The 25,371-nt window shown below is 66.4% G+C and carries 27 protein-coding genes; 16 read left to right on the top strand and 11 right to left on the bottom strand.

Annotated features, from left to right (window positions below; all coding sequences use genetic code 11):
• The first annotated feature begins 92 nt into the window (after positions 1-92).
• From AVMA1855_RS11110 to AVMA1855_RS11095, 4 genes are all read left to right on the top strand, one after another.
• Positions 93-308, top strand: a complete 216-nt coding sequence (locus AVMA1855_RS11110) for a YjfB family protein (protein WP_272569111.1) — start codon at positions 93-95, stop codon at positions 306-308.
• Positions 309-439: 131 nt separating this feature from the next.
• The gene (locus AVMA1855_RS11105; RefSeq protein ID WP_284412961.1) at positions 440-748 is read left to right on the top strand and encodes a helix-turn-helix domain-containing protein; all 309 of its coding nucleotides are present in this window, start codon (positions 440-442) and stop codon (positions 746-748) included.
• 20 nt (positions 749-768) lie between these two features.
• Entirely contained in the window at positions 769-2,082 is a 1,314-nt protein-coding gene (locus tag AVMA1855_RS11100) for a type II toxin-antitoxin system HipA family toxin (RefSeq protein WP_284425747.1), read from the top strand.
• A 4-nt stretch (positions 2,083-2,086) separates the two neighbouring features.
• On the top strand, positions 2,087-3,142 hold the full coding sequence (locus AVMA1855_RS11095) for a phytanoyl-CoA dioxygenase family protein (RefSeq protein ID WP_284425746.1): 1,056 nt from the start codon (positions 2,087-2,089) through the stop codon (positions 3,140-3,142).
• Between the two features lie 17 nt (positions 3,143-3,159).
• Here the strand turns inward: AVMA1855_RS11095 and AVMA1855_RS11090 are convergent, their stop codons facing one another.
• The 9 genes from AVMA1855_RS11090 to AVMA1855_RS11050 form a co-directional block, all read right to left on the bottom strand.
• On the bottom strand, positions 3,160-4,539 hold the full coding sequence (locus AVMA1855_RS11090; protein WP_284425745.1) for a PQQ-dependent sugar dehydrogenase: 1,380 nt from the start codon (positions 4,537-4,539) through the stop codon (positions 3,160-3,162).
• Between the two features lie 196 nt (positions 4,540-4,735).
• A complete protein-coding gene (locus AVMA1855_RS11085) occupies positions 4,736-5,731 on the bottom strand; it encodes a Bug family tripartite tricarboxylate transporter substrate binding protein (protein WP_284425744.1) in 996 nt (331 codons plus the stop codon).
• Between the two features lie 25 nt (positions 5,732-5,756).
• Complete coding sequence (locus AVMA1855_RS11080) at positions 5,757-6,812, bottom strand: SMP-30/gluconolactonase/LRE family protein (protein ID WP_502870312.1); 1,056 nt, start codon at positions 6,810-6,812, stop codon at positions 5,757-5,759.
• A gap of 106 nt (positions 6,813-6,918) precedes the next feature.
• A complete protein-coding gene (locus tag AVMA1855_RS11075) occupies positions 6,919-8,019 on the bottom strand; it encodes a lactonase family protein (RefSeq protein ID WP_284425743.1) in 1,101 nt (366 codons plus the stop codon).
• Positions 8,020-8,039: 20 nt separating this feature from the next.
• On the bottom strand, positions 8,040-9,335 hold the full coding sequence (locus AVMA1855_RS11070) for a TRAP transporter large permease (RefSeq protein ID WP_272569102.1): 1,296 nt from the start codon (positions 9,333-9,335) through the stop codon (positions 8,040-8,042).
• Positions 9,336-9,343: 8 nt separating this feature from the next.
• Positions 9,344-9,832, bottom strand: a complete 489-nt coding sequence (locus AVMA1855_RS11065; protein WP_272569100.1) for a TRAP transporter small permease — start codon at positions 9,830-9,832, stop codon at positions 9,344-9,346.
• 104 nt (positions 9,833-9,936) lie between these two features.
• Entirely contained in the window at positions 9,937-10,908 is a 972-nt protein-coding gene (locus tag AVMA1855_RS11060) for a TRAP transporter substrate-binding protein (RefSeq protein ID WP_284425742.1), read from the bottom strand.
• A gap of 73 nt (positions 10,909-10,981) precedes the next feature.
• Positions 10,982-11,911 carry an SMP-30/gluconolactonase/LRE family protein gene (locus AVMA1855_RS11055; RefSeq protein WP_502870311.1) on the bottom strand — a complete coding sequence of 310 codons (930 nt, stop codon included), beginning with the start codon at positions 11,909-11,911 and terminating at the stop codon, positions 10,982-10,984.
• A gap of 5 nt (positions 11,912-11,916) precedes the next feature.
• Positions 11,917-12,729, bottom strand: a complete 813-nt coding sequence (locus tag AVMA1855_RS11050) for an NAD-dependent epimerase/dehydratase family protein (RefSeq protein WP_284412947.1) — start codon at positions 12,727-12,729, stop codon at positions 11,917-11,919.
• Positions 12,730-12,794: 65 nt separating this feature from the next.
• Between AVMA1855_RS11050 and AVMA1855_RS11045 the strand changes: the two genes are divergently transcribed.
• From AVMA1855_RS11045 to AVMA1855_RS11000, 10 genes are all read left to right on the top strand, one after another.
• Positions 12,795-13,622 carry a FadR/GntR family transcriptional regulator gene (locus tag AVMA1855_RS11045; RefSeq protein WP_272569095.1) on the top strand — a complete coding sequence of 276 codons (828 nt, stop codon included), beginning with the start codon at positions 12,795-12,797 and terminating at the stop codon, positions 13,620-13,622.
• Between the two features lie 152 nt (positions 13,623-13,774).
• On the top strand, positions 13,775-14,746 hold the full coding sequence (locus AVMA1855_RS11040; RefSeq protein WP_284425740.1) for a Bug family tripartite tricarboxylate transporter substrate binding protein: 972 nt from the start codon (positions 13,775-13,777) through the stop codon (positions 14,744-14,746).
• A gap of 42 nt (positions 14,747-14,788) precedes the next feature.
• A complete protein-coding gene (gene kdgD / locus AVMA1855_RS11035) occupies positions 14,789-15,700 on the top strand; it encodes a 5-dehydro-4-deoxyglucarate dehydratase (protein WP_284425739.1) in 912 nt (303 codons plus the stop codon).
• Between the two features lie 103 nt (positions 15,701-15,803).
• The gene (locus AVMA1855_RS11030; protein WP_284425738.1) at positions 15,804-16,262 is read left to right on the top strand and encodes a nuclear transport factor 2 family protein; all 459 of its coding nucleotides are present in this window, start codon (positions 15,804-15,806) and stop codon (positions 16,260-16,262) included.
• A 128-nt stretch (positions 16,263-16,390) separates the two neighbouring features.
• The gene (locus AVMA1855_RS11025; protein WP_284425737.1) at positions 16,391-17,359 is read left to right on the top strand and encodes a 2-hydroxyacid dehydrogenase; all 969 of its coding nucleotides are present in this window, start codon (positions 16,391-16,393) and stop codon (positions 17,357-17,359) included.
• A 49-nt stretch (positions 17,360-17,408) separates the two neighbouring features.
• The gene (locus AVMA1855_RS11020) at positions 17,409-18,743 is read left to right on the top strand and encodes an enolase C-terminal domain-like protein (protein WP_284412940.1); all 1,335 of its coding nucleotides are present in this window, start codon (positions 17,409-17,411) and stop codon (positions 18,741-18,743) included.
• A 27-nt stretch (positions 18,744-18,770) separates the two neighbouring features.
• On the top strand, positions 18,771-19,481 hold the full coding sequence (locus AVMA1855_RS11015; protein ID WP_284425736.1) for a TorF family putative porin: 711 nt from the start codon (positions 18,771-18,773) through the stop codon (positions 19,479-19,481).
• Positions 19,482-19,566: 85 nt separating this feature from the next.
• Positions 19,567-20,145 carry an RNA polymerase sigma factor gene (locus AVMA1855_RS11010; RefSeq protein WP_284425735.1) on the top strand — a complete coding sequence of 193 codons (579 nt, stop codon included), beginning with the start codon at positions 19,567-19,569 and terminating at the stop codon, positions 20,143-20,145.
• Between the two features lie 9 nt (positions 20,146-20,154).
• Positions 20,155-20,832, top strand: a complete 678-nt coding sequence (locus AVMA1855_RS11005) for an anti-sigma factor family protein (RefSeq protein WP_284425734.1) — start codon at positions 20,155-20,157, stop codon at positions 20,830-20,832.
• Positions 20,829-22,148 (top strand): S8 family serine peptidase, encoded by a 1,320-nt coding sequence (locus AVMA1855_RS11000; RefSeq protein ID WP_284425733.1) that lies wholly within the window; start codon positions 20,829-20,831, stop codon positions 22,146-22,148. Before AVMA1855_RS11005 ends, AVMA1855_RS11000 begins: the two co-directional genes overlap by 4 nt.
• A gap of 128 nt (positions 22,149-22,276) precedes the next feature.
• Here the strand turns inward: AVMA1855_RS11000 and icd are convergent, their stop codons facing one another.
• Positions 22,277-23,536 carry an NADP-dependent isocitrate dehydrogenase gene (gene icd / locus AVMA1855_RS10995; protein ID WP_284401220.1) on the bottom strand — a complete coding sequence of 420 codons (1,260 nt, stop codon included), beginning with the start codon at positions 23,534-23,536 and terminating at the stop codon, positions 22,277-22,279.
• A 190-nt stretch (positions 23,537-23,726) separates the two neighbouring features.
• Here icd and AVMA1855_RS10990 point away from each other — a divergent pair, with 190 nt between their 5' ends.
• Entirely contained in the window at positions 23,727-23,954 is a 228-nt protein-coding gene (locus AVMA1855_RS10990) for a hypothetical protein (RefSeq protein ID WP_284401218.1), read from the top strand.
• A 130-nt stretch (positions 23,955-24,084) separates the two neighbouring features.
• Positions 24,085-24,573, top strand: a complete 489-nt coding sequence (locus tag AVMA1855_RS10985) for a DUF192 domain-containing protein (RefSeq protein WP_284425732.1) — start codon at positions 24,085-24,087, stop codon at positions 24,571-24,573.
• A gap of 96 nt (positions 24,574-24,669) precedes the next feature.
• On the opposite strand, the gene AVMA1855_RS10980 is transcribed toward AVMA1855_RS10985, so the two are convergent.
• A complete protein-coding gene (locus AVMA1855_RS10980; protein WP_272569080.1) occupies positions 24,670-25,251 on the bottom strand; it encodes a superoxide dismutase in 582 nt (193 codons plus the stop codon).
• Positions 25,252-25,371: the final 120 nt, after the last annotated feature.

The following is a 25,371-nucleotide window of genomic DNA, read 5'->3' as shown; positions in this document are numbered from 1 at the left end:
GCCCCCGCCCGGGCTTCAGTTCCAGGCGGGGGTGCCGAAAAGGGAGGGGTCTTTGCCTTCGCCTCGCCCCGAGGCCCCAACAGGAGCACCCCATGGATGTCGCGCTTTCCCAATCGGTCGTCAACACCGCAACGGCCATGGCCAGCCAGAAGAATTCCGATGCCCTGAACATCCGGGTGCTGAAAAAGGCGCTGGACACCCAGGAGGCCTCCGCCACCTTGCTGATCGAGTCGATGAAGCAATCGATGCCCCAACCGGCACTGGCCACCTCCGGCGCGCTGGGCACCCAGGTCAACACGTTCGCCTGAGCCATTGGCCCCGAGGTGCCGCCCAGTACAGGGAGCGGTCCCGTGGCGACAGCCCCGGTCTGGTTCACCCAGACGACCATTGGGTGAAACTTATAATACTCTTTTAGCAAAAAAAGAGTATAAACAGGATCATGACCAACGATCTGATCCACAGCCTGACCGTGGCACGCAAGGCCAGCCAGCTCACCCAGGCCGAGCTGGCCGAACGGGCCGGCCTCTCGCGGATGACGGTGCAGCGCACCGAAGGGGGCGACCTGGACCCCCGCTATTCCACCCTGACGGAAATGGCCCGCGTACTGGGGATGGACATCATCGCCGTGCCCAGTAGCCTCCGGCCGAGCCTGCAGGCCTTCATCCAGTCAGGCGGCAAATTCCTGGGTCAGCCCCAGGGCGTGGATGCCCCGCCTTCGGTGATCGACAGCCTGCGCAAAGAAGGCTGAGCGCGGCCGGCTGACCCGCCATGAGCACCTCCATCCGCTACCTGCGCCTGTACCTGCACCGCCCAGCCGGCCAGGGCGCCGACCGCATGGCGATCGGCTACCTCTCGCAGTACGGAGACATCCTGCGCGTGTCGTTCGATGCCAGCTACATCAACGACCCCGGCCGCCCCACCCTGTCGCTCAGCTTTCAGGGCGAGACCGAGGCCGCCACGCAGCAGATCCTGGCTTCGGCGCGCGACGCCCGGCTGGTGCGCACCGATGGCCGCTGGCCGGTGTACTTCCAGAACCTGCTGCCCGAAGGCCACAACCGCGAGCGGCTCGCGCGAGAACGCGGCTGCACGCCCGACGACGAGTTCGAGCTGCTGGCCGCCGCGGGCCACGACCTGATGGGCGCACTGGAGGTGGAGCCCGTGCCCGCGCAGGACGGCGTGCCCGACGTGGTTCGCCACTGGCACACCACCCAGGGCCTGGACGTGCTGGAGCCGGGCTTCGTCGAATACCCCGTGGAGGACGCGGCCTCGCTGCCCGGCGTGGTCACCAAGTTCAGTGCAGTGCAGGAAGGGCGGCGCTACACCATGCACCGCAAGGGCGCGGCCGGCAGCGTGATCCTGAAGCTGCCCACCACCGCCCACCCCGACCTGGTGGCCAACGAACACGCCGGCTACCAGCTGTGCCGGGCGCTCGGTCTGGCCTGCGCCCAGGCGGATGTCATCACCCGCGCCGAGGCCGACCTGCCCGACGCTGTGCCCTTCGACGAGATCCTGGCCGTGCAGCGGTTCGACCACCTGCCCGGCGGCCAGCGGGTGCACATGGAAGAGTTCAACCAGGTGCTGGGCTACACGCCGCGGCAGAAGTATGGCAAGGGCATCCTGCAGGACTACGCCACCATGCTGCGCGTGCTGGACCGCCTGAGCCACCAACCCGTGCACGACACCCGCGAGTTCCTCGCCCGCATGGTCGCCTTCATCCTCATGGGCAACACCGATGCGCACCTCAAGAACTGGGCGCTGGTCTATCCTGACGGGCGCGCACCGCAGTTGTCGCCGCTGTACGACCCGGTGTGCGTCGCCGCGTTCTTCGAGGGTGTGCCCGAAAGCCAGTACGCGGTGAATCGGGCCATCGACAAAACCCTGCGCGCCTTTTCATGGGACGACATGGAAGGGCTGATCAAGGCCGCCGGCCTGCTGCGGGCGCCACGCCATCTTGCGCTGCTGCGCGACTCGGTGCGCCTGGCCCAGCAGACGTGGCCCGAGCGCATCGCCGACGCGCCACCCGCGATGCGCCGATCGGTCGCGGAGCGCCTGGCAGGCGGTGTCGCGCTCACACGGAACTGAAAGCATGACTCCCAGCATGACCAACCCATCATTGAACCGAGCCGATCCCCTTTGCCCGCCCGGCGAGCGCGGCGCCTTGCAGGTGCCCTACCTCAAGCGCTGCTGGTCCCGCTGGATGGCGGCGCGCCAAGGCCTGCCCATGGGCGAGAACGCGGAATCCCATCGCACGCAGATCGTGCTCGCGGCACTGGGCCTGGGCCTGGAGCAGACCATGCAGCACGTGCTGTGGCATGCGCCGGAGTTCGCGGACTTCGAGGACTGGATCGTGCGCACCGCCGGGGCGCCCGATGCTGCCACCATCGCCCGCATCCAGGCGCTGGTGGACGGCGGGCCCGTGCCCGACGCCGTGGCCCGGCTGCACGCCCGGATCGACGCCATGCCGCCCGTGCTGGATGCCGACGACCTGGCGCACTGGGACGAGCACGGCTACGTAATCGTGCGGCAGGCCGTGGCGCCCGACGACAGCGCCGCCGCCGCGCAAGTGGTGTGGGAGGCGGTGGGCGCCACGCCGGACGATGTCGAGTCGTGGTACCGCAACGCCCCGCGCAATATCATGGTGCAGCTGTTCCAGCACCCCGCGTTCGACGCGAACCGCCGGGCGCTGCGCATCCACAAGGCGTTCGCGCAGCTGTGGGGCACCGCCGACCTGTGGCGCAGCACGGACCGCTGCGGTTTCAATGTGCCGGAGCGCCCCGGCCACCCTTACCAGGCGCAGGGGCTGCACTGGGATGTGAGCCTGGAGCCACCCATCCCGTTTTGCACCCAGGGCATCCTGTACCTCACGGACACGCCGCCCGAACAGGGCGCGCTCACCGTGGTGCCGGGCTTTCACCGCCAGGTGGAAGGGTGGCTGGCCGGACTGCCGCCGAACGCCGATCCGCGCAGGCAGGATTTCCAGGCGCTGGGCGCCCGGCCCATCGGCGCGGGGGCCGGCGATCTGGTGATCTGGCAACAGGCGCTGCCCCACGGCGCCAGCCCCAACCGCGGTGCGCGGCCCCGTCTGGTGCAGTACATCAACATGATGCCCGCCGACGTGCCGATTCAGGCGATCTGGCGCTGAGCAGCCTCCACCATCCCCTATCGGGGCGTGCCCGAAACCCGCCAGATGGCGTTGCCCACGTCATCGGCCACCAGCAGCCCGCCGCGCGCATCCAACGCCACGCCGACGGGACGGCCATAGGCATCGCCTTCGGGGCTGAGGAATCCGGTCAGCACGTCGATCGGCTGGCCCTTGGGCTGGCCGTTCTCGAAGGGCACGAAGACCACCTTGTAGCCACTGCGCGGCTTGCGGTTCCACGAGCCGTGCAGGCCCACGAATGCCCCCTGGGCCAGTTGCTGCGGCAACCCGTTGCCGGCCGAGGGCGGGCCCGAGAAGGCCAGCCCCAGCGGTGCCACGTGGCTGCCCAGCGCATAGTCGGGTGCGATGGCCTTGGCGACCTGGTCCGGCTGGGGTGGCTTCACCCGCACATCCACATGCTGGCCGTAGTAGCTGTAGGGCCAGCCGTAGAACGCGCCCTCCTTCACCGAGGTGAGGTAGTCGGGCACGAGGTCGCTGCCGATCTCGTCACGTTCGTTCACCACTGTCCACAGCGCGCCGCTGCCGGGGGCCCAGCCCAGGCCGTTCGGATTGCGCAGGCCGCTGGCGAAGATGCGGTGGGCGCCGCTGGCGCGGTCCACCTCCCAGATGGCGGCGCGGCCTTGCTCGGCCTCGATGCCGTTCTCGGCCACGTTGCTGTTGGAGCCCACCGTCACATAGAGCTTGCTGCCGTCCGGGCTGGCGATGAGGTTCTTGGTCCAGTGGTGGTTGAACGGCAGGCCGGGCAGGTCCACCACCTTGGTGGCCGGCGCCGTGATGGTGGTCTGGCCCGCCGTGTACGGAAAGCGCACCACCGCATCGGTGTTGGCGACGTAGAAATCGCCCCCCACCAGCGCCATGCCGAACGGGGAGTGCAGGCCCTGCAGGAACACGCTGCGGGTTTCCGCGACGCCGTCGCCGTCGGTGTCGCGCAGCAAGGTGATGCGGTCGGCCGATGGCGCGCCCGAGCCCGCGCGGCCCATGACCTTGCCCATGACCCAGTTGCGCACGTTCTTCACCAGCCCCTGGTCTTCCTTGGGCTTGGCCGGCGTGTTGCTCTCCGCGACCAGCACGTCGCCGTTGGGCAGCACGTACACCCAGCGCGGATGGTCCAGCCCCTTGGCCAGGGCGGTGACCTTCATGCCCGCCATGGGGGTGGGCTGCATGCCGTCGGGCCACCCTTTGGCGGGTGCGATGTGAACGGTGGGGATCAGGGTCTTGTGGGGTTCGGGCAGCGTGGGCGACGGGCCCACGCCGGCCTCGGGCGGCAGCCGTGCCGTATCGCCGCAGCCGGCCAGGGCCCCGGCCAGCGCGCAGCCCAGGACGGCGACAGGCCAGCGGGCGGTTGAAAACGGGGGGAGATGGGAGCGTTGCGCGTGCATGGGAGAACCTGCCTTCTGTGCTGTTGGGGTGCCGATCGCGGCGGATGCGCCGCGATGCGGGCCAGTGTGCCGCGCTGGCACCATCGCCCCTGTCAGCCATGGGCGCGAACGCGCCTGACCGGTGTCCCATCCCCTCCCCGGCATGCAGCGGGCCCGGGCGCCAGGGCACCGGGCCGGGTCACGTCACCGCGCGGCGTCAGTCCACCTTGATGTTGGCGGCCTTGATCACCTGCGCCCACTTGGCAACTTCGGCCTTCTGGAAGGTGGCGATCTGCGCGGTCGTCATGTCGGCCGGCTCCATGCCGAAGCTCTTGAGGCGGGTCTGCATGTCCGGCTGCGCGAGGATCTTGCGGATCTCGGTGTGCAGGCGGGTCACGACCGGCTCGGGCGTGCCGGCGGGCACGAAGATGGCCTGCCACGACTGCACCTCGAAGTCGGCCAGGCCCTTCAAGCCGGATTCGGCCACAGTGGGCACGTCGGGCATCGAGCCCAGGCGCTTGGCCGAGGTGACGGCGATGGCGCGCAGCTTGCCGCTCTGGATGTGCGGCGCGGCCACGACGGTGGTATCGAACATCATGTCCACCTGCCCGCCGATCACGTCCTGGATGGCCGGGCCGCTGCCCTTGTAAGGCACGTGGGTGAACTTCACGCCCGACTTGTAGGCCAGCAGCTCCAGCGCCAGATGCTGCGAGGTGCCGGTGCCGGCGGAGGCCGACGACAGGCCGCCCGACTTGCCGCGGGCCGCATCCAGCACGTCCTTCAGCGTTTTGTAGGGGCTGCTGGCCGCCACCACCAGCACCACGGGATTGGTGCCGATGAGCGTGACGGGCGTGAACGATTTCACCGGGTCGTAGCCCAGCTTCGGGTACAGGCTCACGTTGATGGCGTGCGAACTGATGGTGCCGCCCAGCAGCGTGTAGCCGTCCGGTGCCGCGCGGGCCGCGATTTCCGAGCCGACGCTGCCGCCCGCCCCGCCCTTGTTGTCCACCACCACGGTGGTGCCCAGGGCGGTGCCGAGCTGCTGGCTGATCAGCCGGCCCAGCGTGTCGGTGGTGCCGCCGGCCGCAAACGGCACGAGGTAGGTGATGGTCTTGCCGGTGGGCCAGGTGCCCTGCGCGAAGGCGGGCAGGCCGATGAGGCTGCCGGCGGCGGCCGCAGCGGCCGCGGCGGCAATGAAGGTTCTGCGTTGCATGTGCGTTGTCTCCTGGTTTTGAAAATCAGACCGTTCCGCGCGTTTCCACGTAGAGCGAATAAATCGAGTGGCTGCTGGCCATGAAAAGGCGGTTTTTCTTCGGGCCGCCGAAGACGAGGTTCGGGCAGCGCTCGGGCAGGCGGATGTGGCCGATGGCCTTGCCGGCCGGGTTGAACACCATCACGCCGTCCAGGTCCGCGGCGACCGAGTCGGCCGCGCCCGTGCTGCCCCAGCCGCACCACAGGTTGCCGTCTTCATCGACCTTGAATCCGTCCAGCGCGCCCGCCCCGCCCTCGATCAGCACGGTCGGGTTGGCCAGCCCCTGGCGGGCGGTGACGTCGTAGCGCACGATCTGGCGGCGGTTGTCGGCTGTGCGCGCCACCAGGTAGAGCTGCTTTTCGTCCGGCGTGAACGCCAGCCCGTTGGGAAAGCGCGCCTCCAGCACGCGGTCCAGCCGGCCGGACGGATCAATGCGGTACAGCGCATGCGGGAGCTCGGAGACGGCCTTGTCGCCCTCCCAGTGGCCGCCGATGCCGAACGGCGGGTCAGTGAACCAGACCGAGCCGTCGCTCGGGCAGACGATGTCGTTGGGTGAATTCAGGCGCTTGCCCTCGAAGCGGTCGGCCAGCACGATGATGCTGCCGTCGTACTCGGTTCGGGTCACGCGGCGGGTCAGGTGCTCGCACGCCAGCAGCCGGCCCTGGCGGTCGCGGCCCAGGCCGTTGGAGAAGTTGGAGGGTTGGCGGAACACGCCGGTCTGCCCCGTGGCCTCATCCCAGCGCACGATGCGGTTGTTGGGGATGTCGGAAAACAGCAGGTAGCGACCATCGCCGAACCACACCGGGCCTTCGACCCAGCGAAAGCCCGTGGCGATCTGCTCCACGCTGCTGCTGAACAGGCGGTACTTGGCGAACGACGGGTCCAGGATCTGCACCGAGGGATCGGGGTAGCGCTGCTGCGGCTTGAAGTCGAACGCCTGGGCCTGCGCGAGGCCCGTGGCCGTGGCGGCCAGCGCGCCGGCCATGAAACGGCGGCGCGATGGCGGGGTCTGGGGGGCGGCGTCTTGTGTCGCTCTTTGCATGGGTTTTGTCTCCGGTCGTGTTTTCAGGAAGCGCGGCAGGCCACATGCCCCGAGGCCGCGCGGGCGGGCTGGCGCATGCGTGCCCACGCACCAAGGCGTTGATGCCTCAAGGCAGATCGACGATCTCGACCCAGTTGGGGTTCTTGCCCGCCGCCACGCGCGTGGGCGTGCCCGGCACTCCGGTGGCCGGATCGATGGGGTGCAGCGACACGCTGTGCGAGTCCTGCCCCGCCGCGATCAGGAAGCGCCCCGAGGCATCGACGGCAAAGCCGCGCGGCGACTTCTCGGTGGCCACCTGGCCGAGCGGCTCGAGCTTCCCGGTGGCCGCATCGACGCGGAAGGTGGACAGCGTGCTCGACGTGCGCTCGGACGCATACAGCGTGCGCCCATCGGGCGACAGGTGCAGGTCGGCCGCCCAGGGCTTGCCGGTGAAGCCCGGGGGCAAGGTGGTGGTGCGCTGCACCTCGCGCAGCGTGCCGCGCTCGGCGTCGTATGCCATCACGTGCAGGGCCGCGTCCAGCTCGTCCACCACGTACATATACCGCTGCGCCTTGTCCCAGACGAAGTGGCGCGGGCCGGCCTTTTCCGGGGCCACCGCGGTCAGCGCCGGCTCGTTGGCGGTCAGCTTTCCGGTAGTGGCGTCGAAGCGCCAGCTCGACAGATGGTCACCGCCCAGGCTGGTAGCGAACACGTAGCGGTTGGCCGCGTCGGCATGGATGGCGTGCGCGTTGGGCGCCGTGGGAATGAGCTGCTGCACCGCGCCCACCAGCCCGTCCTTGTCGATGCTGTTGACGGTGATCTTGTGGCCCGGGTAGGACGCGGCGAACAGCCAGCGGCCGGTGGCATCGGTGTCGATGTTGGCCATGCTGTCCGCAAGGGCCGCCTCGCCCTGCTTCTTCAGGCGGCCGCTGGCCGGATCGATGGCCAGCGTCACCACGCGAAAAGGCTGCGAGCGCAGCGCCACGTACAGCTGGCGCTTGTTGGGCGAGACCGCCATGGGCATGGCCTGGCCGCCCACGGGCACGGTCTCCACCGGCTGGAGTTTGCCGGCGGCGCGGTCCAGCTCGTACACCGACACGTCCTGGCTGTCGGCGTTCGACACATAGACCCAGGTGGCGGCCGAGGCCGCGCCGCTGGCCGCCATCAGCGTGGCGGCGGCCACGGGGGCCAACGCCACCGCGCGCAGAAAGGAAGAAGAAATCGCCATGGATCGCTCTCTTTCCGGGGTCACTTGACCACCATGAACATGCTGGGCAGCCAGGTCGAGAAGGCCGGCACGAAGGTCACGAGGGCCAGCGCGAAGATCAGCGCGCCGTAGAACGGCCAGATCGTGCGCATCACGGTGCCCACCGACACGCCGCCGATCGCACAGCCCACGAACTGGGTGGTGCCCACGGGCGGCGTGTTCAGGCCCAGCGCGCAGTTGATCAGCATGACGATGCCGAACTGCACCGAACTCATGCCGTAGTGCTGGGCGATGGGCAGGAAGATCGGCGTGCACAGCAAGATGGTGGCCGCCATGTCCAGGAAGGTGCCCAGCACGAACAGGATGATGTTGATCAGCAGGAAGATCACCCATGGCGTGCTGGTCACCTGCGACAGCATCTGGCCCGTGAGTTCGGCCACGCCGTACAGGCTGATGAGGTAGCCGAAGGTGCTGGAGATGCCGATCAGCAGCAGGATCACGCCCGTGGTGCGCACCGCCTTCGAGGCCGCCTTGATGAAGTGCTCCCACTTCAGCGTGCGGTACAGGAACACGGTCAGGCCCAACGCATACAGCACGGCCACGGCCGCCGATTCGGTGGCGGTAAAGATGCCCGAAAGAATGCCCCCCAGGATCAGCACGACGATGAACAGCCCCGGCAGCGCGGCGGCGAACGAACGCCCGACGATCTGCCAGCCCGGGAACGTGCCTGCCGGGTAGCCGCGCTTGACGGCCACGAGGTAGGCCGCGGCCAGATTGCTGATGGTGAGCACCAGCGCGGGAATCAGCGCCGCGAGGATCAGCGCCGCGATGGACACCTTGCCGCCGGCCGCCAGCGAATAGATGATGAGGTTGTGGCTGGTGGGCATGAGCGCCCCCACCAGCGCCGCGTGCGTCGTCACGTTGACGGCGTAGTCGGCGTGGTAGCCCTCCTTCTTCATCATCGGGATCATCACGGCGCCCATGGCCGACACGTCCGCCACCGGCGAGCCCGAGACGCCGCCGAACAGCGTGCAGGCCACCACGTTGGACATGCCCAGCCCGCCGCGCACGTGGCCCACCAGGTTGCGCGCGAAGTTGACGATGCGGTCGGCGATGCCGCCATACAGCATCAGCTCACCCGCGAAGATGAAGAACGGAATCGCCAGGAACGAGAAGATGCCCATGCCCGAGGTCATCTGCTGGAAGCCGACCTCCAGGGGCAGGCCTTCGTACAGCAGGGTGGCCAGGGCCGACAGGCCGATGGAAAACGCCACGGGCACGCCCAGCAGCAGGAACAGCGTGAACGACACGCTCAGGATCAAAAGTGGCACGGTCATGGTTTTTCTCAGCCCCAGGCGGGTTCGACTTCGCGGCCCTGGGCCAGCGCGATGATGTGTTCGATCGAGAACATCACGATCAGGACGCCGGCGATCGCGGCCGGCACGTATTTCCAACCTTCGGAGATCCACAGCGTGGGCAGCCGGTAGTCCCACACCGACTGCGCGAGCGACGCGCAGCTGTAGGCCATCACGGCGCCGAACACCAGCACCAGCGCATGGATGAGGTATTCCATCTTCAGGCGCAGCCAGTCGGGCGCCAGCACCAGGAACGATTCGAGCCCGATGTGGCCGGCATCGCGCACGCCCACGGCCACGCCGAACATGGTGACGTAGATCACCAGCAGCAGGGCCAGGCTTTCCGCCCAGGTGGGCGTGTTGTTGAGCACATAGCGTCCGAACACCTGCCAGCTCACGGCGCAAATCACTGCGACCAGGCCGAGGATGCCCAGCCACATGCAGACGCGGGCGAGCGTGCGGCAAATTTGGGTATACATGTTGTTATGAGTAAAAAAGGCCCCTGGCACAATATTCACTAGGGCACCATGCTATTGATTTAAGAGCAAAAAAAGCCCACTTCAGGAAGTGGGCAGAAAGGGACTTACTGGGTGTCCTGAACGCGCTTGACCAGGTCCTTGAGCTTGGCGTCCGGGATGAACTTGTCGTACACCGGCTTCATGGCGGCCTGGAACGGGGCCTTGTCGATTTCGATGATCTCGGCACCGCCGGCCTTCACCGTCGCCAGCGACTTGATCTCGCGTTCGGCCCATTGCTTGCGCATGTAGGGCACCGACTCCTTGGCGGCCTGGCGGATCCAGCCCTGCTCTTCGGGCGACAGGCGGTCCCAGGCGCGCTTGGAGAACAGCAGCATCTCGGGGGCCATGGAGTGCTCGGTTTTGGTGTAGTACTTGGCCACCTCGAACGAACGCGAACTCTCATACGTGGGATAGTTGTTCTCGGCCGCGTCGATCAGCCCGGTCTTGAGGCCCGTGTACACCTCGCCCATGGGCATGGGGGTGGCGTTGGCGCCCATGGCCTCCAGCATCGACACCCACAGGTCGGACTGCTGCACGCGCACCTTCAGGCCCTTCATGTCGGCGAAGCTGCGCACGGGCTTCTTGGCGGTGAACATCGAGCGGGCGCCGCTGTCGTAGTAGGCCAGGCCCACGAAGCCCTGCTTTTCGCAGGCCTTGAGGATTTCCTCGCCGATCGGGCCGTCCAGCACCTTGTGCAGATGATCGACCGAACGGAACAGGAACGGCATCGTGGGCACCACGGTCTCGGGGCAGATGTTGTTCATCGCGCCGATGTTGATGCGCACCAGTTGCAGGGCGCCGATCTTGGCCTGCTCGATGGTGTCCTTCTCGCTGCCCAGGGCGCCGTTGTTGAACACCTTGATGGTGTGCTTGCCGCCGGACAGGGCTTTCAGGCGCTCGCCCATGAACTTGACCGCCGTCACGGTCGGGTAGTCGTCGGGGTGGATGTCCGCGGAGCGCAGCTCGGTGGCCTGCGCGGCGCCGAAGCCCAGTGTGAGTGCGGCCAGGGTGGCCAGGGTGGTCTTCAGGAATTTCATTTGTCTGCCTCGTCTCTTTTGCTGTTGGAAATACGTTTTGGGGGAGAAATCGGTAGAGGGACCCAGGCCCCGTTCAGACAGGGGGGGTGAATTCTGGCTCCGGCACGCCCTGCGTACCCGGGCGCAATGCGAAGACACCGCCGGCCAACGGTTGGTCCGACAGGTCCACGCCTGCGGGGCGGATGGAGGTGACGTACAGCGTGTCGAGCTGCGGGCCGCCGAAGGCGCACATGGCAGGCTTTTTCACCGGCACGGCCAGGGACCGGTCGAGCCGGCCATCGGGGGTGAAGCGGTGCACCAGGCCCGCGTCGTTGCCACAGATCCAGTAGCCGCCATCCACATCGATCGCCGCGCCATCGGGGCGCCCCGGCAGCGGATTCATGTCGGCGAACAGGCGCCGGCGGCTCGGGGTGCCGGTCTCGGTGTCGTAGTCGAAGGCCCAGATCGCCTGCACCTGGGGGTGCGAATCGGACAGGTACATCGTGCGCCCATCGAGGCTGAAAGCGATGCCGTTGGGCACGATCAAATCGCCCAGCGCCAGGTCGGTGCCCGCGCCGGCCGCCATCTCCTGCGCACCGAACCGGTACACCTTGCCCACGCGGGCGGCGGCGCCCATGTCCTGCAGCATGGTGCCGGCGATGAACCGGCCCTGGCGGTCACAGCGGCCGTCGTTGAAGCGCATGCCCGCCCGGGCGTAGTCGGCCGTGGCCAGGCGCTGCGCCTGCAGCGGGCCAGATGCGGCACCGCCCTGCGGCAAGTCGAGCTGGAACCAGCCGCTTTCCAAACCGGCAAGCCATCGGCCGGGCTGCCCGCCCCAGGGGGCGATACAGGCGACCATCTCGGGGGCCTTCCACTGCGCCTGCTCGCCGGTCTGCGCGGACCAGCGGTGCAGCACGCCCTGGGGAATGTCGGCCCAGTACAGCGCCTGCTCGGCCGCGCGCCACACCGGGCTCTCGCCCGTCGCGCAGCGCGCATCCAGCACCAGTTCCGCGCTGGCGTTCACGGCGGTCATCCTTCGAACGGGCCCTGGGCCGTGAAGGCTCCGCCCTGGTAGATGGCGGCCGGATCGGTCGGCGCGGGTGCGGGCTGGGCCTCGACCTGGGCGCGGAAGGGTTCGGAGCTGTCCTTGGGCGTGAAGCCCAGGTGCGCTGCCGCATGGTTGTCCCACCACAGATCGCGGTTGGCGGAGGCGCCATACACCACGGTGTGGCCCACGTCCGGGGTGAACAGGGCCTTTTCGACGAGCTGGGTGAGGTCGTCGTAGCTCAGCCAGGAACTCATCATGCGGCGGTCGCGCGGCGCAGGGAACGAGGAGCCGATGCGCAGGCTCACCGTCTCGATGCCGTAGCGGTCGAAATAGAAGCTCGCCATGTCTTCGCCGAACGACTTGGACAGGCCGTAATAGCCATCGGGCCGGCGGCGGGCGTTGGCGTCGATGCGCTCATCCTGGCGGTAAAAGCCCGTCACATGGTTGGAGCTGGCGAACACCACGCGGCGCACGCCGTGGCGACGCGCACCTTCGTAGATGTGGAACACGCCCTTGATGTTGGCTTCCAGGATCTGCTCGAAAGGCCGCTCCACCGATACCCCGCCCAGGTGCACGATGGCGTCGCAGCCAGCCACCAGCGCGTCCACCGCAGCCTTATCGGCCAGATCGCAGGGCACTACTTCTTCATCGGGGCCGCGCGACGGGGCCACGGTGGAGATGTCGGACAGCCGCAGCACCTCGGCATACGGGCGCAATCTTTCGCGCAATACCTGGCCCAGGCCGCCTGCGGCGCCGGTCAAAAGAAGACGGGGTAAACGGGACGGCTGGCTCATGAAGCTCCTCTGGCTAGTATTTGTCATATGTTGTCATACAACGTTCAGCGATTATCATCACCGCCATGGCCGCACCGATAAAGGGATTACCCGCATACCCCGCCCCCACCGAATCAACGGCCCCGAACCTGTCCCCGGCCCCGGTCCGGCGCGCTCGCGGACTGGCCAACGCCGTGGTGGAAGACTTCTCTGGAAAGATCCGCGACCGGCTGCTGACGCCGGGCGACAAGCTGCCCACCGAATCGGAAATCATGCGCGCCCACGACGTGAGCCGCACCGTGGTGCGCGAGGCCCTGTCCAAGCTGCAGGCCGCCGGCCTCGTGGAAACGCGGCACGGCATCGGCACCTTCGTGCTGCCCCCGCGTGCCGGCGGCGTGTTCCGGCTGGACCCGTCCGAACTCACGGCGTCGGTGGACGTTCTGGCCGTGCTGGAGCTGCGCATCAGCCTGGAAACCGAATCGGCCGGCCTCGCGGCCATGCGCCGCAGCGAAACGCACCTGCAGGCCATGCGCCAGGCGCTGGACGACTTCGAGCGCAACGTGGCCATGGGCGGCGACACGGTGGGGCACGACTTCCGCTTCCACCTGCAGATCGCCGAGGCGACGGGCAACCCGTACTTCGCCGACATCATGAACCACCTGGGCACCACGCTGATTCCGCGCACCCGCATCTCGGGCATCCGCAACGCGGTGCGGGGCCACGAATACCTGAGCCGGGTGAACCGCGAGCACGAAGAGATCTATTCGGCCATCGCCCGCAAGGACCCCGAGTCGGCGCGCGCGGCCATGCGCATCCACCTCACCAACAGCCGCGAGCGCCTGCGCCTGGCGCAGGAGGCGGCCAAAACCCCGCCGGCTCAAGTACAAGCCCCTGCCGCCACACCCGAAGCCTGAAACCCAGCCACTGGCCCGAAGGCCGGGCGCACGGGTCATCGTTAACCCGAAGAGCCGCGGAAAAGCATCCTCCGGCGCTTGTGCCTTGCTATTTTTAAGTTGTATGATGACGTACAACAATAAATGACCTAACCCAAGCAAGGAGACATGCAATGACTTTGAACCGCCGCCACGCCATGGTCTATGGTGCCGCCGCCCTGGCCAGCACCACGGCCATGGGCCAGACCGCCAATTGGCCCACCAAAACGTTGCGACTCATCGTGCCCTACCCGCCCGGCGGCAGTTCGGACATCATTGCGCGCGCCATCAGCCAGCCGCTGTCGGACATGCTCAAGCAGAACGTCATCGTGGAAAACAAGCCCGGCGCCAACGGCAACCTGGGCGCCGACTTCGTCGCCAAGGCGCAGCCCGACGGCTACACCATGCTGCTGTGCGACGTGGGGGCGCTGGCCATCAGCCCCTCGGTCTATACCAAGCTGCCATTCAACCCCTCCAAGGACCTGCGTGGCGCGACCATGCTGGCCTACTCGCCGCACATGCTGGTGGTGCACCCGTCCGTGCCCGCCAACAACCTGAAGGAACTGATCGCCCTGTCCAAGACGGCCGACCTGAATTTCGCCGTCACCGCCACGGGCAGCGCACCGCACCTGGCCGGCGTGGCGCTGGAGCGCGCCAGTGGCGCCCGCTGGCAATATGTGCCTTACAAGGGCGGAGTGACCGCCATCCAGGACACGATGGCCGGCCAGACCCAGGTGCTGATGAACGGCATGCTCGCCACCCTGCCCCACGTGCAGAGCGGCAAGCTCAAGGTACTGGCGCTGTCCAAGGCCACGCGCATGCCGCTATTGGCCGATGTACCCACCATCGCCGAGCAGGGCATCCCCGGCTTCGAGTCCGGCACCTGGCAAGGCATCCTCGTGCCGCGCGGCACGCCCGATCCGATCGTGCAGCGCCTGAACACGGCCCTCATCTCCGTCATCCGCACGCCGGAAATCCGCTCGCGCCTCGCGGGCCAGGGCGCCGAGGTCGTGACCATGGCCGCCGCCGAGCAGGACAAGTTCTTCGAGAAGGAGCGCGCACGCTGGGCCAGTGTGGTGTCGGCGGCGCAGATCCGGCTCGACTGATTTTTCACTTTTCCCTTTTTCCACCCACTACCCCGTACCGCCATGCAACCTCAAGAACTCAAGACCATCATGGGCTCCGGCCTCCTGTCGTTCCCGCTCACGGACTTCGACGCCCATGGCCAATTCAACGCCAAGGGCTACGCGGAGCGCCTGGAATGGCTGGCCCCCTACGGTGCCAGCGCTTTGTTCGCGGCAGGCGGCACGGGTGAGTTCTTCTCGCTCACGGCAGACGAGTACCCCGGCATCATCAAGACCGCCGTGGACACCTGCCGCGGCAAGGTGCCGATCATCGCCGGCGCCGGCGGCCCCACGCGCTTTGCCATCCAGTGCGCCCAGGCGGCCGAGAAGGCCGGCGCCCACGGCATCCTGCTGCTGCCGCACTACCTGACGGAAGCCGGCCAGGAAGGCCTGGCCGCGCACGTCGAAGAGGTGTGCAAGAGCGTGAAGTTCGGGGTGATCGTCTACAACCGCGGCCAGAGCCGCTTCACTCCCGAAACGCTGGCACGCCTGGCCGAACGCAACGCCAACCTGGTGGGCTTCAAGGACGGCGTGGGCGACATCGAGCTGATGAACTCCATTTACATGAAGATGGGCGACCGCTTCGCCTACCTGGGCGGCCTGCCGACCGCCGAGGTATATGCCGCGGCCTACAAGGCACTGGGCACGCCGGTGTATTCGTCGGCCGTGTTCAACTTCATCCCCAAGACGGCGATGGACTTCTACAAGGCCGTGGCGAACGACGATCTGGCGACGCAGCACCACCTGCTGCGCGAGTTCTTCATGCCTTACCTCGAACTGCGCAACCGCATGGCCGGCTATGCCGTCAGCATCGTCAAGGCCGGCGCGAAGATCGTCGGCCACGATGCCGGCCCCGTCCGCGCCCCGCTCACGGACCTCAAGCCCGGCGAAATGCAGGAACTCAAGGCACTCATCGACAAGCTCGGCCCGCAATAAGGCGCCGTGGCTGAAGATCCGGCGCCCGGCCGTGCACGGGCGCCGGTGGGTCAAGCCATCCGCACGGGGCATCCATAAAACCACACCACAACGGAGACAAGAGATGTACAAGAAACTGTTCCTGGCCGCGGCCACGGCCGTCACCCTGCTGGCCCTGGGCGGCTGCGCCACGGCACCGGCCGGCGCGGGCACCGATGCGCCGCAGTCGGTCGCCACCGCGGCCGAGCGCCTGCGGATCGCCATGATCGACCCGTCCTCCGCCGCATTGAATCAGCTCGTGGCCGACGACCTGAGCTATGGCCACTCGGGAGGCCGGGTGGACACCAAGGCCAGCTTCATCAGCGACCTGCTCGACGGCAAGTCGGACTTCGTCACCATCGTCATCAGCGACCAGACCATCAAGGTGGTCGGCGACGTGGCCATCGTCCGCCACACCCTGACGGCCGACACCAACGACTCGGGCAAGCCCGGCAAGGTGCAGATCAAGATCCTGGGCGTCTGGCAAAAGCAAGGCGCCGACTGGAAGCTGCTGGCCCGCCAAGCCGTCCGCGCAGCGCCCTGATTCCCGCCCACGAGGGGGCCGCGCGAGCGGCTTTCTTTTGGGGCTTCGAATCTTTTTGCTCCCTGCGACCGCTTTCACACCGGCCTGCACCCCAAGGCCCTGGATGCGCCGCCGTACCATCCCCGCCCATGAGCATCACACCCCGGCCCCGCCTTCTGCAAATCGCCCGCCTGCCCTTGCCGGCGCTCGAAGCCGACCTGGCTGCGCAGTTCGACATCGTTTGCCTGTCCGACCAACCCGATCCCGCCGCTTTCCTTGCCGAACGCGGCGCTGATTTCACGGGCGTGGTCACCTCCGCCTCCATTGGCCTGAAACGCGAAGTGATCGACGCCTTGCCGCGTTTGCAGGTCATCAGCAGCTTCGGCGTGGGCTTCGACGCGCTGGACATCCCGGCGGCCAGCGCGCGGGGGATCCAGGTGGGCTACACGCCCGGCGTCTTGAACGATTGCGTGGCAGACCTGGCCTTTGCCCTGCTGCTGGATGTGTCGCGCGGCGTCAGCGCCAGCGACCGCTTCGTGCGGCGCGGCGACTGGACCACCGCCCGGTTCGCGCCCCAGACCCGGGTGTCCGGCAAGCGGTTGGGGCTCGTCGGCATGGGCCGCATCGGACAGGCCGTGGCCGAACGGGCCTCGGGCTTTCGCATGGAGGTCGGCTACCACAACCGCCGGCCCAGCGCCCAGTCCGCCCTGCCCTATTTCGACTCGCTGCTTGAACTGGCCCGATGGGCCGACTACCTGGTGCTTACCGTGGCCGGAGGGGCGGAAACCCGCCATCTGGTCGATCGGGCCGTGCTGGAGGCCCTCGGCCCCCGCGGTTTTCTGATCAACGTGGCACGGGGCAGCGTGGTCGATGAGGCGGCGCTGATCGAGGCCCTGGCAGAACGCCGCATCGCGGGTGCGGGCCTCGACGTGTTCGAAAACGAACCATCCGTACCGGCCGCGCTGCTGGCGCTGGACAACGTAGTCCTGACACCGCACACCGCCAGCGCCACCCATGAAACCCGCCGCGCCATGGCCGACATGGTGCTGGACAACCTGCACGCCTTCTATGCCACAGGTGCTGTCCGCGCCCCGGTGCCCGGCACCGGCACGGCTTGAACCCATTTCGCTCCGCCACTCTCCGAAGCCCACACCCATGCCCACTGCCATGCACACCCCTACCGTCACCGAAGTCCGTGTCATTCCGGTCGCCGGGCGCGACGGCATGCTGCTCAACCTGAGCGGCGCGCACGCCCCGTTCTTCACGCGCAACCTGTTCATCCTCACCGACAGTGCCGGGCGCACCGGAGTCGGCGAAGTGCCGGGTGGCGAAAAGATCCGGCAGGCCCTGGAAGATGTCCGGCCCCTGCTCGTCGGGCAGCCGGTGGGCAACCATCTGGCGCTGCTGCAGCGGGTGCAGGCCGCGCTCGCAGGGCGCGACAGCGGCGGGCGTGGCCTGCAGACGTTCGACCTGCGCATCGCCATCCATGCCGTCACCGCCGTGGAGTCGGCCTTGCTCGACTTGCTGGGCCAGCACCTGGGCGTGCCGGTGGCCGCACTGCTCGGAGAAGGCCAGCAGCGCGACCGCGTGGAAATGCTGGGCTATCTGTTCTTCGTGGGCGATGCCGGCCAAACCGATCTGCCCTACGTGCGGGCCCAGGATGTGGATGCCCCCGAAAGCGACTGGAGCCGCGTGCGCCATCTGCAGGCCCTCACGCCCGAGACCATCGTGCGCCAGGCCGAGGCCGCGCACGCACGCTATGGTTTCAACGACTTCAAGCTCAAGGGAGGCGTGCTGCGCGGCGAGGACGAAGTCCTGGCCATCCGTGCGCTGCACGAGCGCTTTCCCAAGGCGCGCGTCACCCTCGACCCCAACGGCGGCTGGCTGCTCAAGGACGCCGTGCGTCTGTGCCGCGACCTGCACGGCGTGCTCGCCTATGCGGAAGACCCTTGCGGTGCCGAAGACGGCTTCTCGGGGCGCGAGATCATGGCGGAGTTCCGCCGCGCCACCGGGCTGCCCACCGCCACCAACATGGTGGCCACCGACTGGCGCCAGATGGTGCATGCGCTCTCGCTCCAGTCGGTCGATATTCCGCTGGCCGACCCGCACTTCTGGACCATGGCCGGCTCGGTGCGCGTGGCCCAGACCTGCCGCGACTGGGGCCTGACCTGGGGTTCGCACTCCAACAACCATTTCGACGTGTCGCTGGCCATGTTCACGCATGTGGCGGCCGCGGCTCCCGGCAAGGTCACGGCCATCGATACCCACTGGATCTGGCAGGACGGCCAAGGCCTGACGCAATCGCCGCTGCAGATCGTGGACGGGCATGTGACCGTGCCGACCACCCCAGGCCTGGGCGTTCAGCTCGACATGGCGGCCGTGGAGCGCGCGCACCAGCTCTACCTGCAGCACGGGCTGGGGGCCCGCGACGACAGCATCGCGATGCAGTACCTTCACACCGGCTGGAAGTTCGATCCCAAGCGCCCTTGCCTCGTTCGCTGACCCGCCAGGCTGGCCTAAACTGCTGTCATGCCTTTTTCACATGCATGGCCTGACAGCACCGCCCGAAGCCTGCTGCCCTGGATCCTTTTGGGAGCGACAGCCGGCTGCGGCGCACAGACCCGTGATGTCACCGGTGAGATCGCCGTCAGCAGTGACCTGACCGAACGTGGTTTCCAGACGCCCATCAGGCGCCCCATCGTCCAGGGACTGATCACGCTCTACGATGCGACGGGCTGGTCGGCAGGTGCCGTGCTGGGGATGCAGACCAACGGCCGCCGCTACGGCCGGGCCATCGTGCGCCTCGCCTATGACGGCGTACTCTCCAATGACTGGCAATATCAGGCCGTCACCCAGTACTACGCCTATCCGGACAATCCAACCGCCCGGCTGACGGACCGGCTGGAAACGGCGCTGAGCTTCAGCTACCGCGATCTGATCACGGCGGGGGCCTCGGTGTTTCGCTATCCCCACACCCAGGATGCCGCCCGGCCCATGCGTTGGGCCGTGGATCTGGGCGGCCGGCTACCGATCGACGAGCAATTTTCCTTGACGGGCACCATCGGCCTGGCCCAGGTCCGCCCGCAAGGCCGGTATGCGTATGGCAGCGTCGGCGCCGCCTGGCGCCAAGGACCCTGGCGCGCCTCCCTCAGCTATCTGGCGACCGACGATCGGGCTCAGTCGGTGTATCCGGGCAATACGGCCGGCCATTGGTCGTTCATGTGGGCCCGTTCTTTTTGAAGCATCCGCAACCTTTTGGTGCATTGCAGGCACACACGTCGCAAGATTCAATCCTCCAAGACGTCCATCCGCCCGCTTCTACGCCATGGCTGCCCTCTCCTTTCCTGACGATTCAGCCGATCTCGAACTTCTGCATGGCATCGCATCCGGCGATCGCGCAGCCCTGGCAGCGTTGTACCGGGCGTACCATGGCCGGCTCTGCCAGTTTCTGACCCGCCTGACCCGCCGGTCCGACCTGATCGAAGAGATCGTCAACGATTGCTTCTGGATCGTCTGGCAAAAAGCGGGCAGTTTCCGTGAAGAGTCGAAAGTCTCTACTTGGATCATGGGCATCGCCTATCGCTGCGGGCTCAAGGCCCTGCGGCAGGACGGAGGGGCGGACATGCCGTCCGTCGCTGACGATGATCCGGAAGTCCAGGCCGATCTGGCTACGGACCCTGGCGAAGCAAGGGAGTTGCGCAACTGGCTCGACAAGGGCATGGAGCGGCTTTCGGTGGACCAGCGTTTGGTGCTGGAGCTGGCCTATACAGGCGGGCATTCTCTGGAAGAAATCGCCGTCATCACCCAGTCACCCGTCGGAACGGTCAAAGCGCGCATGTTCCACGCGCGTGTGAAGCTGCGCAACTTGCTGCCGGCCTTGGCCACCCGCAGCATCGCTCAATAGGATTGCACCATGCCCTCCCGTTTCCCAGATTCCCCGAGCCAGGACCGCTCCCATTTGCTCACCCAGGAGGCCCTGCCCTGGATCGTCAACGGCCGTGCCAGCGATGAACAGCGCGCGGAAGTGGAAAAGCACTTGGCACAGTGCGCCGACTGCCGGGACGAACTCCAGACACAGCAGCAGGTGCAGGCCGCCATGGCATTGCCCCCCACACGCGTGCCCGATGAACAGGCGGGCCTGGACAAGCTGCTGGCGCGCATCGAGCTGGATGCCCTGTGCGATCAACCGCTGCCCAAAACCGCCGCAGTTGCACGCCGGCAGGGTGGCCGGCTCACCTATGCGCTGGCCACCTTCGCCGTCTTGCAAGCCGTTGCCTTGGCCTTCATGGGACATCGCTTGTCCGAACAGGAACCATCGGCGTTCCAGACATTGAGCAGCCCTCCCGCCCCGGGCGCTGCGGGCGTTGATCAGCCAAACGCCATCCGTGTCGTTCCCGATGGACGCATCACCCTGGCAGACTGGAAGGCGTTGCTGGATTCGTTGAACCTGCAGGTGGTCAGTGGGCCCAACGCGATGGGGGCCTATGCGGTGTCCGCGAAAGACATGCGCCAATCAAATACCCAGGCCCTGGAGCGGCTGCGCAGCACCCCGGGAATGCAGATGGTCGAACCCATCGGAGGCCCGCCATGACCACCCGTCTTCTGACTGCGGCCTTGCTGCTGGCATGCACACTGGCTGGTTGCAGCAGCGTGCCGGCGGAACTCCCTCCTGACGCCACGACGCTGCGGCCATCCGGCGAGGCGGGCATGCGCGCCGACAGCACCCGCTACATCATCGTGGCGGTTCCCAATCCGCTGGAACATGTCCCGGGCCGCGCGGGCACCAGCCTGTCCAGCTATGGCGCCCCACCGCGCTACACCATGGGCAATCGTGCGGCAAGGACAGTCCAGGCCATCGCCGTGGACTACGGCCTGCGGGAAGTGACTGCCTGGCCGATCCCGCCGATGAATGCGCACTGCGTGGTGTTCGAGATCAGCGCCACCGCGTCCCGCGAAGCGCTGCTGCACGCGCTTTCGCGCGATGCCCGCGTGCAACTGGCGCAGCCCCTGCAGGACTTTTCGGTCAACGCAGGCCCGGAGCCGGAGGCTTCGGCCGTGGCCTACAACGACCCCTACATGCCCTTGCAACAGGGCTTTGTGGACATGCAGGTGGCACGGGCGCACAAGCTCAGCACCGGCAAAGGAGCACACATTGCCGTGATCGACACGGGCGCCCAGACGGAGCATCCGGAGTTGCGCGGGCAGATCGATGCCGCCTACAACCTCGTCGATGAAAATGCCGCGGGCTTTCAGCAAGATCAGCACGGGACCCAGGTCGCGGGCATCATCGCCGCGGTGGGCAACAACCTGCAGGGCATCGTGGGTGTCGCGCCCGAGGCGAAGGTAAGCCTGTACAAAGCCTGCTGGTATCCGGCGCATCAGCCTTCAGCCGGGGCACGCTGCAACTCCTTCACCCTGGCCAAGGCGCTCGTGGCCGTGATGTCGTCCGATGCGCGCACCATCAACATGAGCCTGGGCGGCCCGGATGACCCGTTGCTCAGCACACTGCTGGGCCAACTGGTCAAACAAGGCCGTGCGGTGGTCGCAGCGCTTCCGTCCAGCGGGGAGCGCACGGGTTTTCCCGCCGGCGTGCCCGGTGTGATCGTCGTGGGAATGGCCGACAACGCCAATCTGGCGGCCAAGGGGGTTCTGGCTGCCCCCGGAAAAGACGTGCTCACGCTGCAACCCCAGGGGCGCTACGACTTCGCCACAGGCTCTTCGATGGCCGCAGCCCACGTGAGCGGGATGATCGCATTGCTCCAATCCAGTGCCCCACAACTCGACATCACGACGATCAAGAACCTCCTGCTGGACAGCGAAAAAAGTGTGGGCAAGCCATGGATGGTCAATGCCGAGCGGGCGCTGGAATCCCTGCCGAACCAAGGCCAGCGGCTGGCCAAACGCTGACCGGCCACCGCCCAGCCATCCATCTGCCAGAAACGCGCTCTAGCCAAAAAGAAAACCCTCCAAGTCCGGACAGGACTTCGAGGGTTTCCGCACCAGCCAGCCGAGCCTCCCGGTACCCGCTGACGTGATTACATGTTGTCGATCATGACCTGGCCAAAGCCAGAGCAGCTCACTTGCGTCGCGCCTTCCATCAGTCGGGCGAAGTCATAGGTGACCTTCTTGCTGGCGATCGATTTCTCGATGGACCGGATGATCAGGTCCGCGGCTTCCGTCCAACCCATGTGGCGCAGCATCATTTCGGCCGACAGGATTTCAGAGCCGGGGTTCACATAGTCCTTGCCGGCATACTTGGGCGCGGTGCCGTGCGTGGCTTCGAACATCGCCACCGTGTCGGACAGATTGGCGCCAGGAGCGATGCCAATGCCACCCACCTGGGCCGCCAGCGCGTCAGAGATATAGTCGCCATTCAGGTTGAGCGTTGCCACCACGCTGTACTCGGCGGGGCGCAGCAGGATCTGCTGCAGGAAGGCGTCCGCAATGCTGTCCTTGATGGTGATGTCCTTGCCCGTCTTGGGGTTCTTGAACTTCATCCAGGGGCCACCATCGATCAGCTCGGCGCCGAACTCCTTCGCAGCCAGCGCGTAGGCCCAGTCACGGAAGCCGCCCTCGGTGAACTTCATGATGTTGCCCTTGTGCACGATGGTCACGCTGGGCTTGTCATTGTCGATGGCGTACTGGATCGCCTTGCGCACCAAGCGCTCGGTGCCTTGGCGGGACACGGGCTTGACGCCAATGCCGGAAGTGTCGGGAAAGCGGATCTTCTTGACGCCGAATTCTTCCTGCAGGATCTTGATGAGTTTCTTGGCCTTTTCGGACTCGGCTTCGAACTCGATCCCGGCATAGATGTCTTCCGAGTTCTCGCGGAAGATCACCATGTTGGTCTTCTCGGGCTCCTTGACCGGCGAAGGCACGCCCTTAAAGTACTGGATGGGGCGCAGGCAGACATACAGGTCCAGTTCCTGGCGCAGCGCCACGTTCAGCGAACGGATGCCACCGCCCACAGGGGTGGTCAACGGGCCCTTGATGGAAACCACGTAGTCGCGCACGGCGTGCAGCGTCTCTTCCGGCAGCCACACGTCGGGGCCGTAGACCTTGGTCGACTTTTCGCCAGCGAACACTTCCATCCAGTGGATCTTCTTCTTGCCACCATAGGCCTTCGCCACCGCAGCGTCCACGACCTTCAGCATCACGGGAGTGATATCGAAACCAGTGCCGTCGCCCTCGATGTACGGGATGATGGGCTGATCCGGCACGTTCAACGACATGTCGGCGTTGACGGTGATTTTCTGGCCTTCGGCGGGCACCTTGATGTGCTGGTAGCTGGTCATTGAGCGGGTCTCTCCGGTGAAACGATGAAGGGGCTTCAGCTGGTTGGGCAAACGCGGTACAGCCGGCGATTCTAAGCCTTTAAAAAATCACATATTTCCTGTCAACGGCCTCCGTGACGACGCCGTTGTGGAGGTGCTTCGCGGCACTTCGCGCGGCTCCCATCCGAACCTCTTCAAGGAATTGGCATATATGAAAAAACTCCTCGCTGTCCTCGTTGCTGGTCTGTTCGCCGCTGGTGCTTTTGCACAAGGCGCAACGCCAGCCGCACCGGCAACCCCCGCCGTGACTTCCGCCCCCAGCGCCGAGCCAGCCGCCACCGCCCCCAAGGCGCACGCCAAGGCCAAGGCCAAGAAGCCTGCAGCCCACAAGGTCGCCCACAAAAAGGCCACCAAGAAGCACGCCAAGACGGCTGCCTAAAGAGTAAGCACCATCGTCGGCAAGGCCTTCAGCCCGTGCCGACGCCCTCCAAAAAAGCCCGCCTCCGCGGGCTTTTTTGCCTTTGGCTGCTACCCTTTCGATTCCCATTGCATTTATGGAAAGCCGGATGATGAAATCCCTTCTCGTGCGCGGGGCGCACGGCTCTGAAAAAGCCCTTGCCCCGCTTTTGGCTGCCCTCGTCCTCTCCGTCTGTACGGCGGCAGGCGCTCAGGAAGCACCCCAGATGAACCTGCAGCGCGTCGAACTGGGCGCCGGCATGCACCGCATCGACGCACAGGTCGCGGCGTCTGCGCAAGAGCGTCAGATCGGCCTCATGCATCGCAAGGAGATGCCCCAGCAGGAAGGCATGCTGTTTGTGTTCGAAGCACCTGCCGTCCAGTGCTTCTGGATGAAAAACACGATCCTGCCATTGACCGCTGCTTTCGTCGCGGACGACGGCACCATCGTCAATCTGGCGGACATGAAGCCGCAGACCGAAGATTCACACTGCTCGGAAAAGCCGGTGCGTTACGTGCTGGAAATGAACCAGGGCTGGTTCTCGAAAAAGGGGATCAAGGCGGGCTTCAAACTGTCCGGTACGCCCTTCGCCCGCCGCTGACCGGCTGAGCATGTCCACAAGCCCTCCCTTAGAGACAGAGGGCATGCCAAAAACAAAAACGGCCCAAAGGGCCGTTTTTTATTGGGCGGGGAACGCTCAGGCGAAGTTGCTTTCGGCAAATTTCCAGTTCACCAGTTTGTCGAAGAAGGTTTCGACGAACTTGGGGCGCAGGTTGCGGTAATCGATGTAGTACGCGTGCTCCCACACGTCAACCGTCAGCAGGGCCTTGTCGGCCGTGGTCAACGGGGTGCCGGCCGCGCCGGTGTTCACGATATCGACGCTGCCGTCGGCCTTTTTCACGAGCCACGTCCAGCCGGAGCCGAAGTTGCCCACGGCACTCTTCACGAAAGCTTCCTTGAAGGCGGCGTAGCTGCCCCACTTGGCGTTGATGGCATTGGCCAGGGCGCCGGACGGCTCGCCGCCGCCGCTGGGAGCCATGCAGTTCCAGAAGAAGGTGTGGTTCCAGATCTGGGCTGCATTGTTGTAGATGCCGCCACTGGACTTCTTCACGATTTCCTCGAGCGTCATGCTCTCGAATTCCGTGCCCTTTTGCAGGTTGTTCAGGTTCACCACGTAGGCGTTGTGGTGCTTGCCGTGGTGGTATTCCAGGGTTTCCTGGCTGTAGTGAGGCGCCAGTGCGTCGATCGCATAGGGCAACGGTGGCAGGGTATGTTCCATGGTGCAGTCCTTCGTGGGTTGAAATTCTTGGAATGGGGCCGCTGCCCTCCAAGGGCCGGAGCGATCCGAACGGGCATTGTAGAAAGTAATAGCAGCGCCTGCTGTAGGCGAGGGCCAATC

Source organism: Acidovorax sp. SUPP1855, assembly GCF_030158955.1.
Lineage (GTDB): Bacteria > Pseudomonadota > Gammaproteobacteria > Burkholderiales > Burkholderiaceae_C > Paracidovorax.
Note: the sequence above shows the minus strand (reverse complement) of the source record. Positions and strands in the feature narration are given on the sequence as shown.

What these genes read in the sequence shown, in the direction of transcription:
- AVMA1855_RS11110 (WP_272569111.1), top strand. Translation starts at nt 93, where the DNA reads ATGGATGTCGCGCTTTCCCAATCGGTCGTCAACACCGCAACGGCCATG.
- AVMA1855_RS11105 (WP_284412961.1), top strand. Translation starts at nt 440, where the DNA reads ATGACCAACGATCTGATCCACAGCCTGACCGTGGCACGCAAGGCCAGC.
- AVMA1855_RS11100 (WP_284425747.1), top strand. Translation starts at nt 769, where the DNA reads ATGAGCACCTCCATCCGCTACCTGCGCCTGTACCTGCACCGCCCAGCC.
- AVMA1855_RS11095 (WP_284425746.1), top strand. Translation starts at nt 2,087, where the DNA reads ATGACTCCCAGCATGACCAACCCATCATTGAACCGAGCCGATCCCCTT.
- AVMA1855_RS11090 (WP_284425745.1), bottom strand. Translation starts at nt 4,539, where the DNA reads ATGCACGCGCAACGCTCCCATCTCCCCCCGTTTTCAACCGCCCGCTGG.
- AVMA1855_RS11085 (WP_284425744.1), bottom strand. Translation starts at nt 5,731, where the DNA reads ATGCAACGCAGAACCTTCATTGCCGCCGCGGCCGCTGCGGCCGCCGCC.
- AVMA1855_RS11080 (WP_502870312.1), bottom strand. Translation starts at nt 6,812, where the DNA reads ATGCAAAGAGCGACACAAGACGCCGCCCCCCAGACCCCGCCATCGCGC.
- AVMA1855_RS11075 (WP_284425743.1), bottom strand. Translation starts at nt 8,019, where the DNA reads ATGGCGATTTCTTCTTCCTTTCTGCGCGCGGTGGCGTTGGCCCCCGTG.
- AVMA1855_RS11070 (WP_272569102.1), bottom strand. Translation starts at nt 9,335, where the DNA reads ATGACCGTGCCACTTTTGATCCTGAGCGTGTCGTTCACGCTGTTCCTG.
- AVMA1855_RS11065 (WP_272569100.1), bottom strand. Translation starts at nt 9,832, where the DNA reads ATGTATACCCAAATTTGCCGCACGCTCGCCCGCGTCTGCATGTGGCTG.
- AVMA1855_RS11060 (WP_284425742.1), bottom strand. Translation starts at nt 10,908, where the DNA reads ATGAAATTCCTGAAGACCACCCTGGCCACCCTGGCCGCACTCACACTG.
- AVMA1855_RS11050 (WP_284412947.1), bottom strand. Translation starts at nt 12,729, where the DNA reads ATGAGCCAGCCGTCCCGTTTACCCCGTCTTCTTTTGACCGGCGCCGCA.
- AVMA1855_RS11045 (WP_272569095.1), top strand. Translation starts at nt 12,795, where the DNA reads ATGGCCGCACCGATAAAGGGATTACCCGCATACCCCGCCCCCACCGAA.
- AVMA1855_RS11040 (WP_284425740.1), top strand. Translation starts at nt 13,775, where the DNA reads ATGACTTTGAACCGCCGCCACGCCATGGTCTATGGTGCCGCCGCCCTG.
- kdgD (WP_284425739.1), top strand. Translation starts at nt 14,789, where the DNA reads ATGCAACCTCAAGAACTCAAGACCATCATGGGCTCCGGCCTCCTGTCG.
- AVMA1855_RS11030 (WP_284425738.1), top strand. Translation starts at nt 15,804, where the DNA reads ATGTACAAGAAACTGTTCCTGGCCGCGGCCACGGCCGTCACCCTGCTG.
- AVMA1855_RS11025 (WP_284425737.1), top strand. Translation starts at nt 16,391, where the DNA reads ATGAGCATCACACCCCGGCCCCGCCTTCTGCAAATCGCCCGCCTGCCC.
- AVMA1855_RS11020 (WP_284412940.1), top strand. Translation starts at nt 17,409, where the DNA reads ATGCACACCCCTACCGTCACCGAAGTCCGTGTCATTCCGGTCGCCGGG.
- AVMA1855_RS11015 (WP_284425736.1), top strand. Translation starts at nt 18,771, where the DNA reads ATGCCTTTTTCACATGCATGGCCTGACAGCACCGCCCGAAGCCTGCTG.
- AVMA1855_RS11010 (WP_284425735.1), top strand. Translation starts at nt 19,567, where the DNA reads ATGGCTGCCCTCTCCTTTCCTGACGATTCAGCCGATCTCGAACTTCTG.
- AVMA1855_RS11005 (WP_284425734.1), top strand. Translation starts at nt 20,155, where the DNA reads ATGCCCTCCCGTTTCCCAGATTCCCCGAGCCAGGACCGCTCCCATTTG.
- AVMA1855_RS11000 (WP_284425733.1), top strand. Translation starts at nt 20,829, where the DNA reads ATGACCACCCGTCTTCTGACTGCGGCCTTGCTGCTGGCATGCACACTG.
- icd (WP_284401220.1), bottom strand. Translation starts at nt 23,536, where the DNA reads ATGACCAGCTACCAGCACATCAAGGTGCCCGCCGAAGGCCAGAAAATC.
- AVMA1855_RS10990 (WP_284401218.1), top strand. Translation starts at nt 23,727, where the DNA reads ATGAAAAAACTCCTCGCTGTCCTCGTTGCTGGTCTGTTCGCCGCTGGT.
- AVMA1855_RS10985 (WP_284425732.1), top strand. Translation starts at nt 24,085, where the DNA reads ATGAAATCCCTTCTCGTGCGCGGGGCGCACGGCTCTGAAAAAGCCCTT.
- AVMA1855_RS10980 (WP_272569080.1), bottom strand. Translation starts at nt 25,251, where the DNA reads ATGGAACATACCCTGCCACCGTTGCCCTATGCGATCGACGCACTGGCG.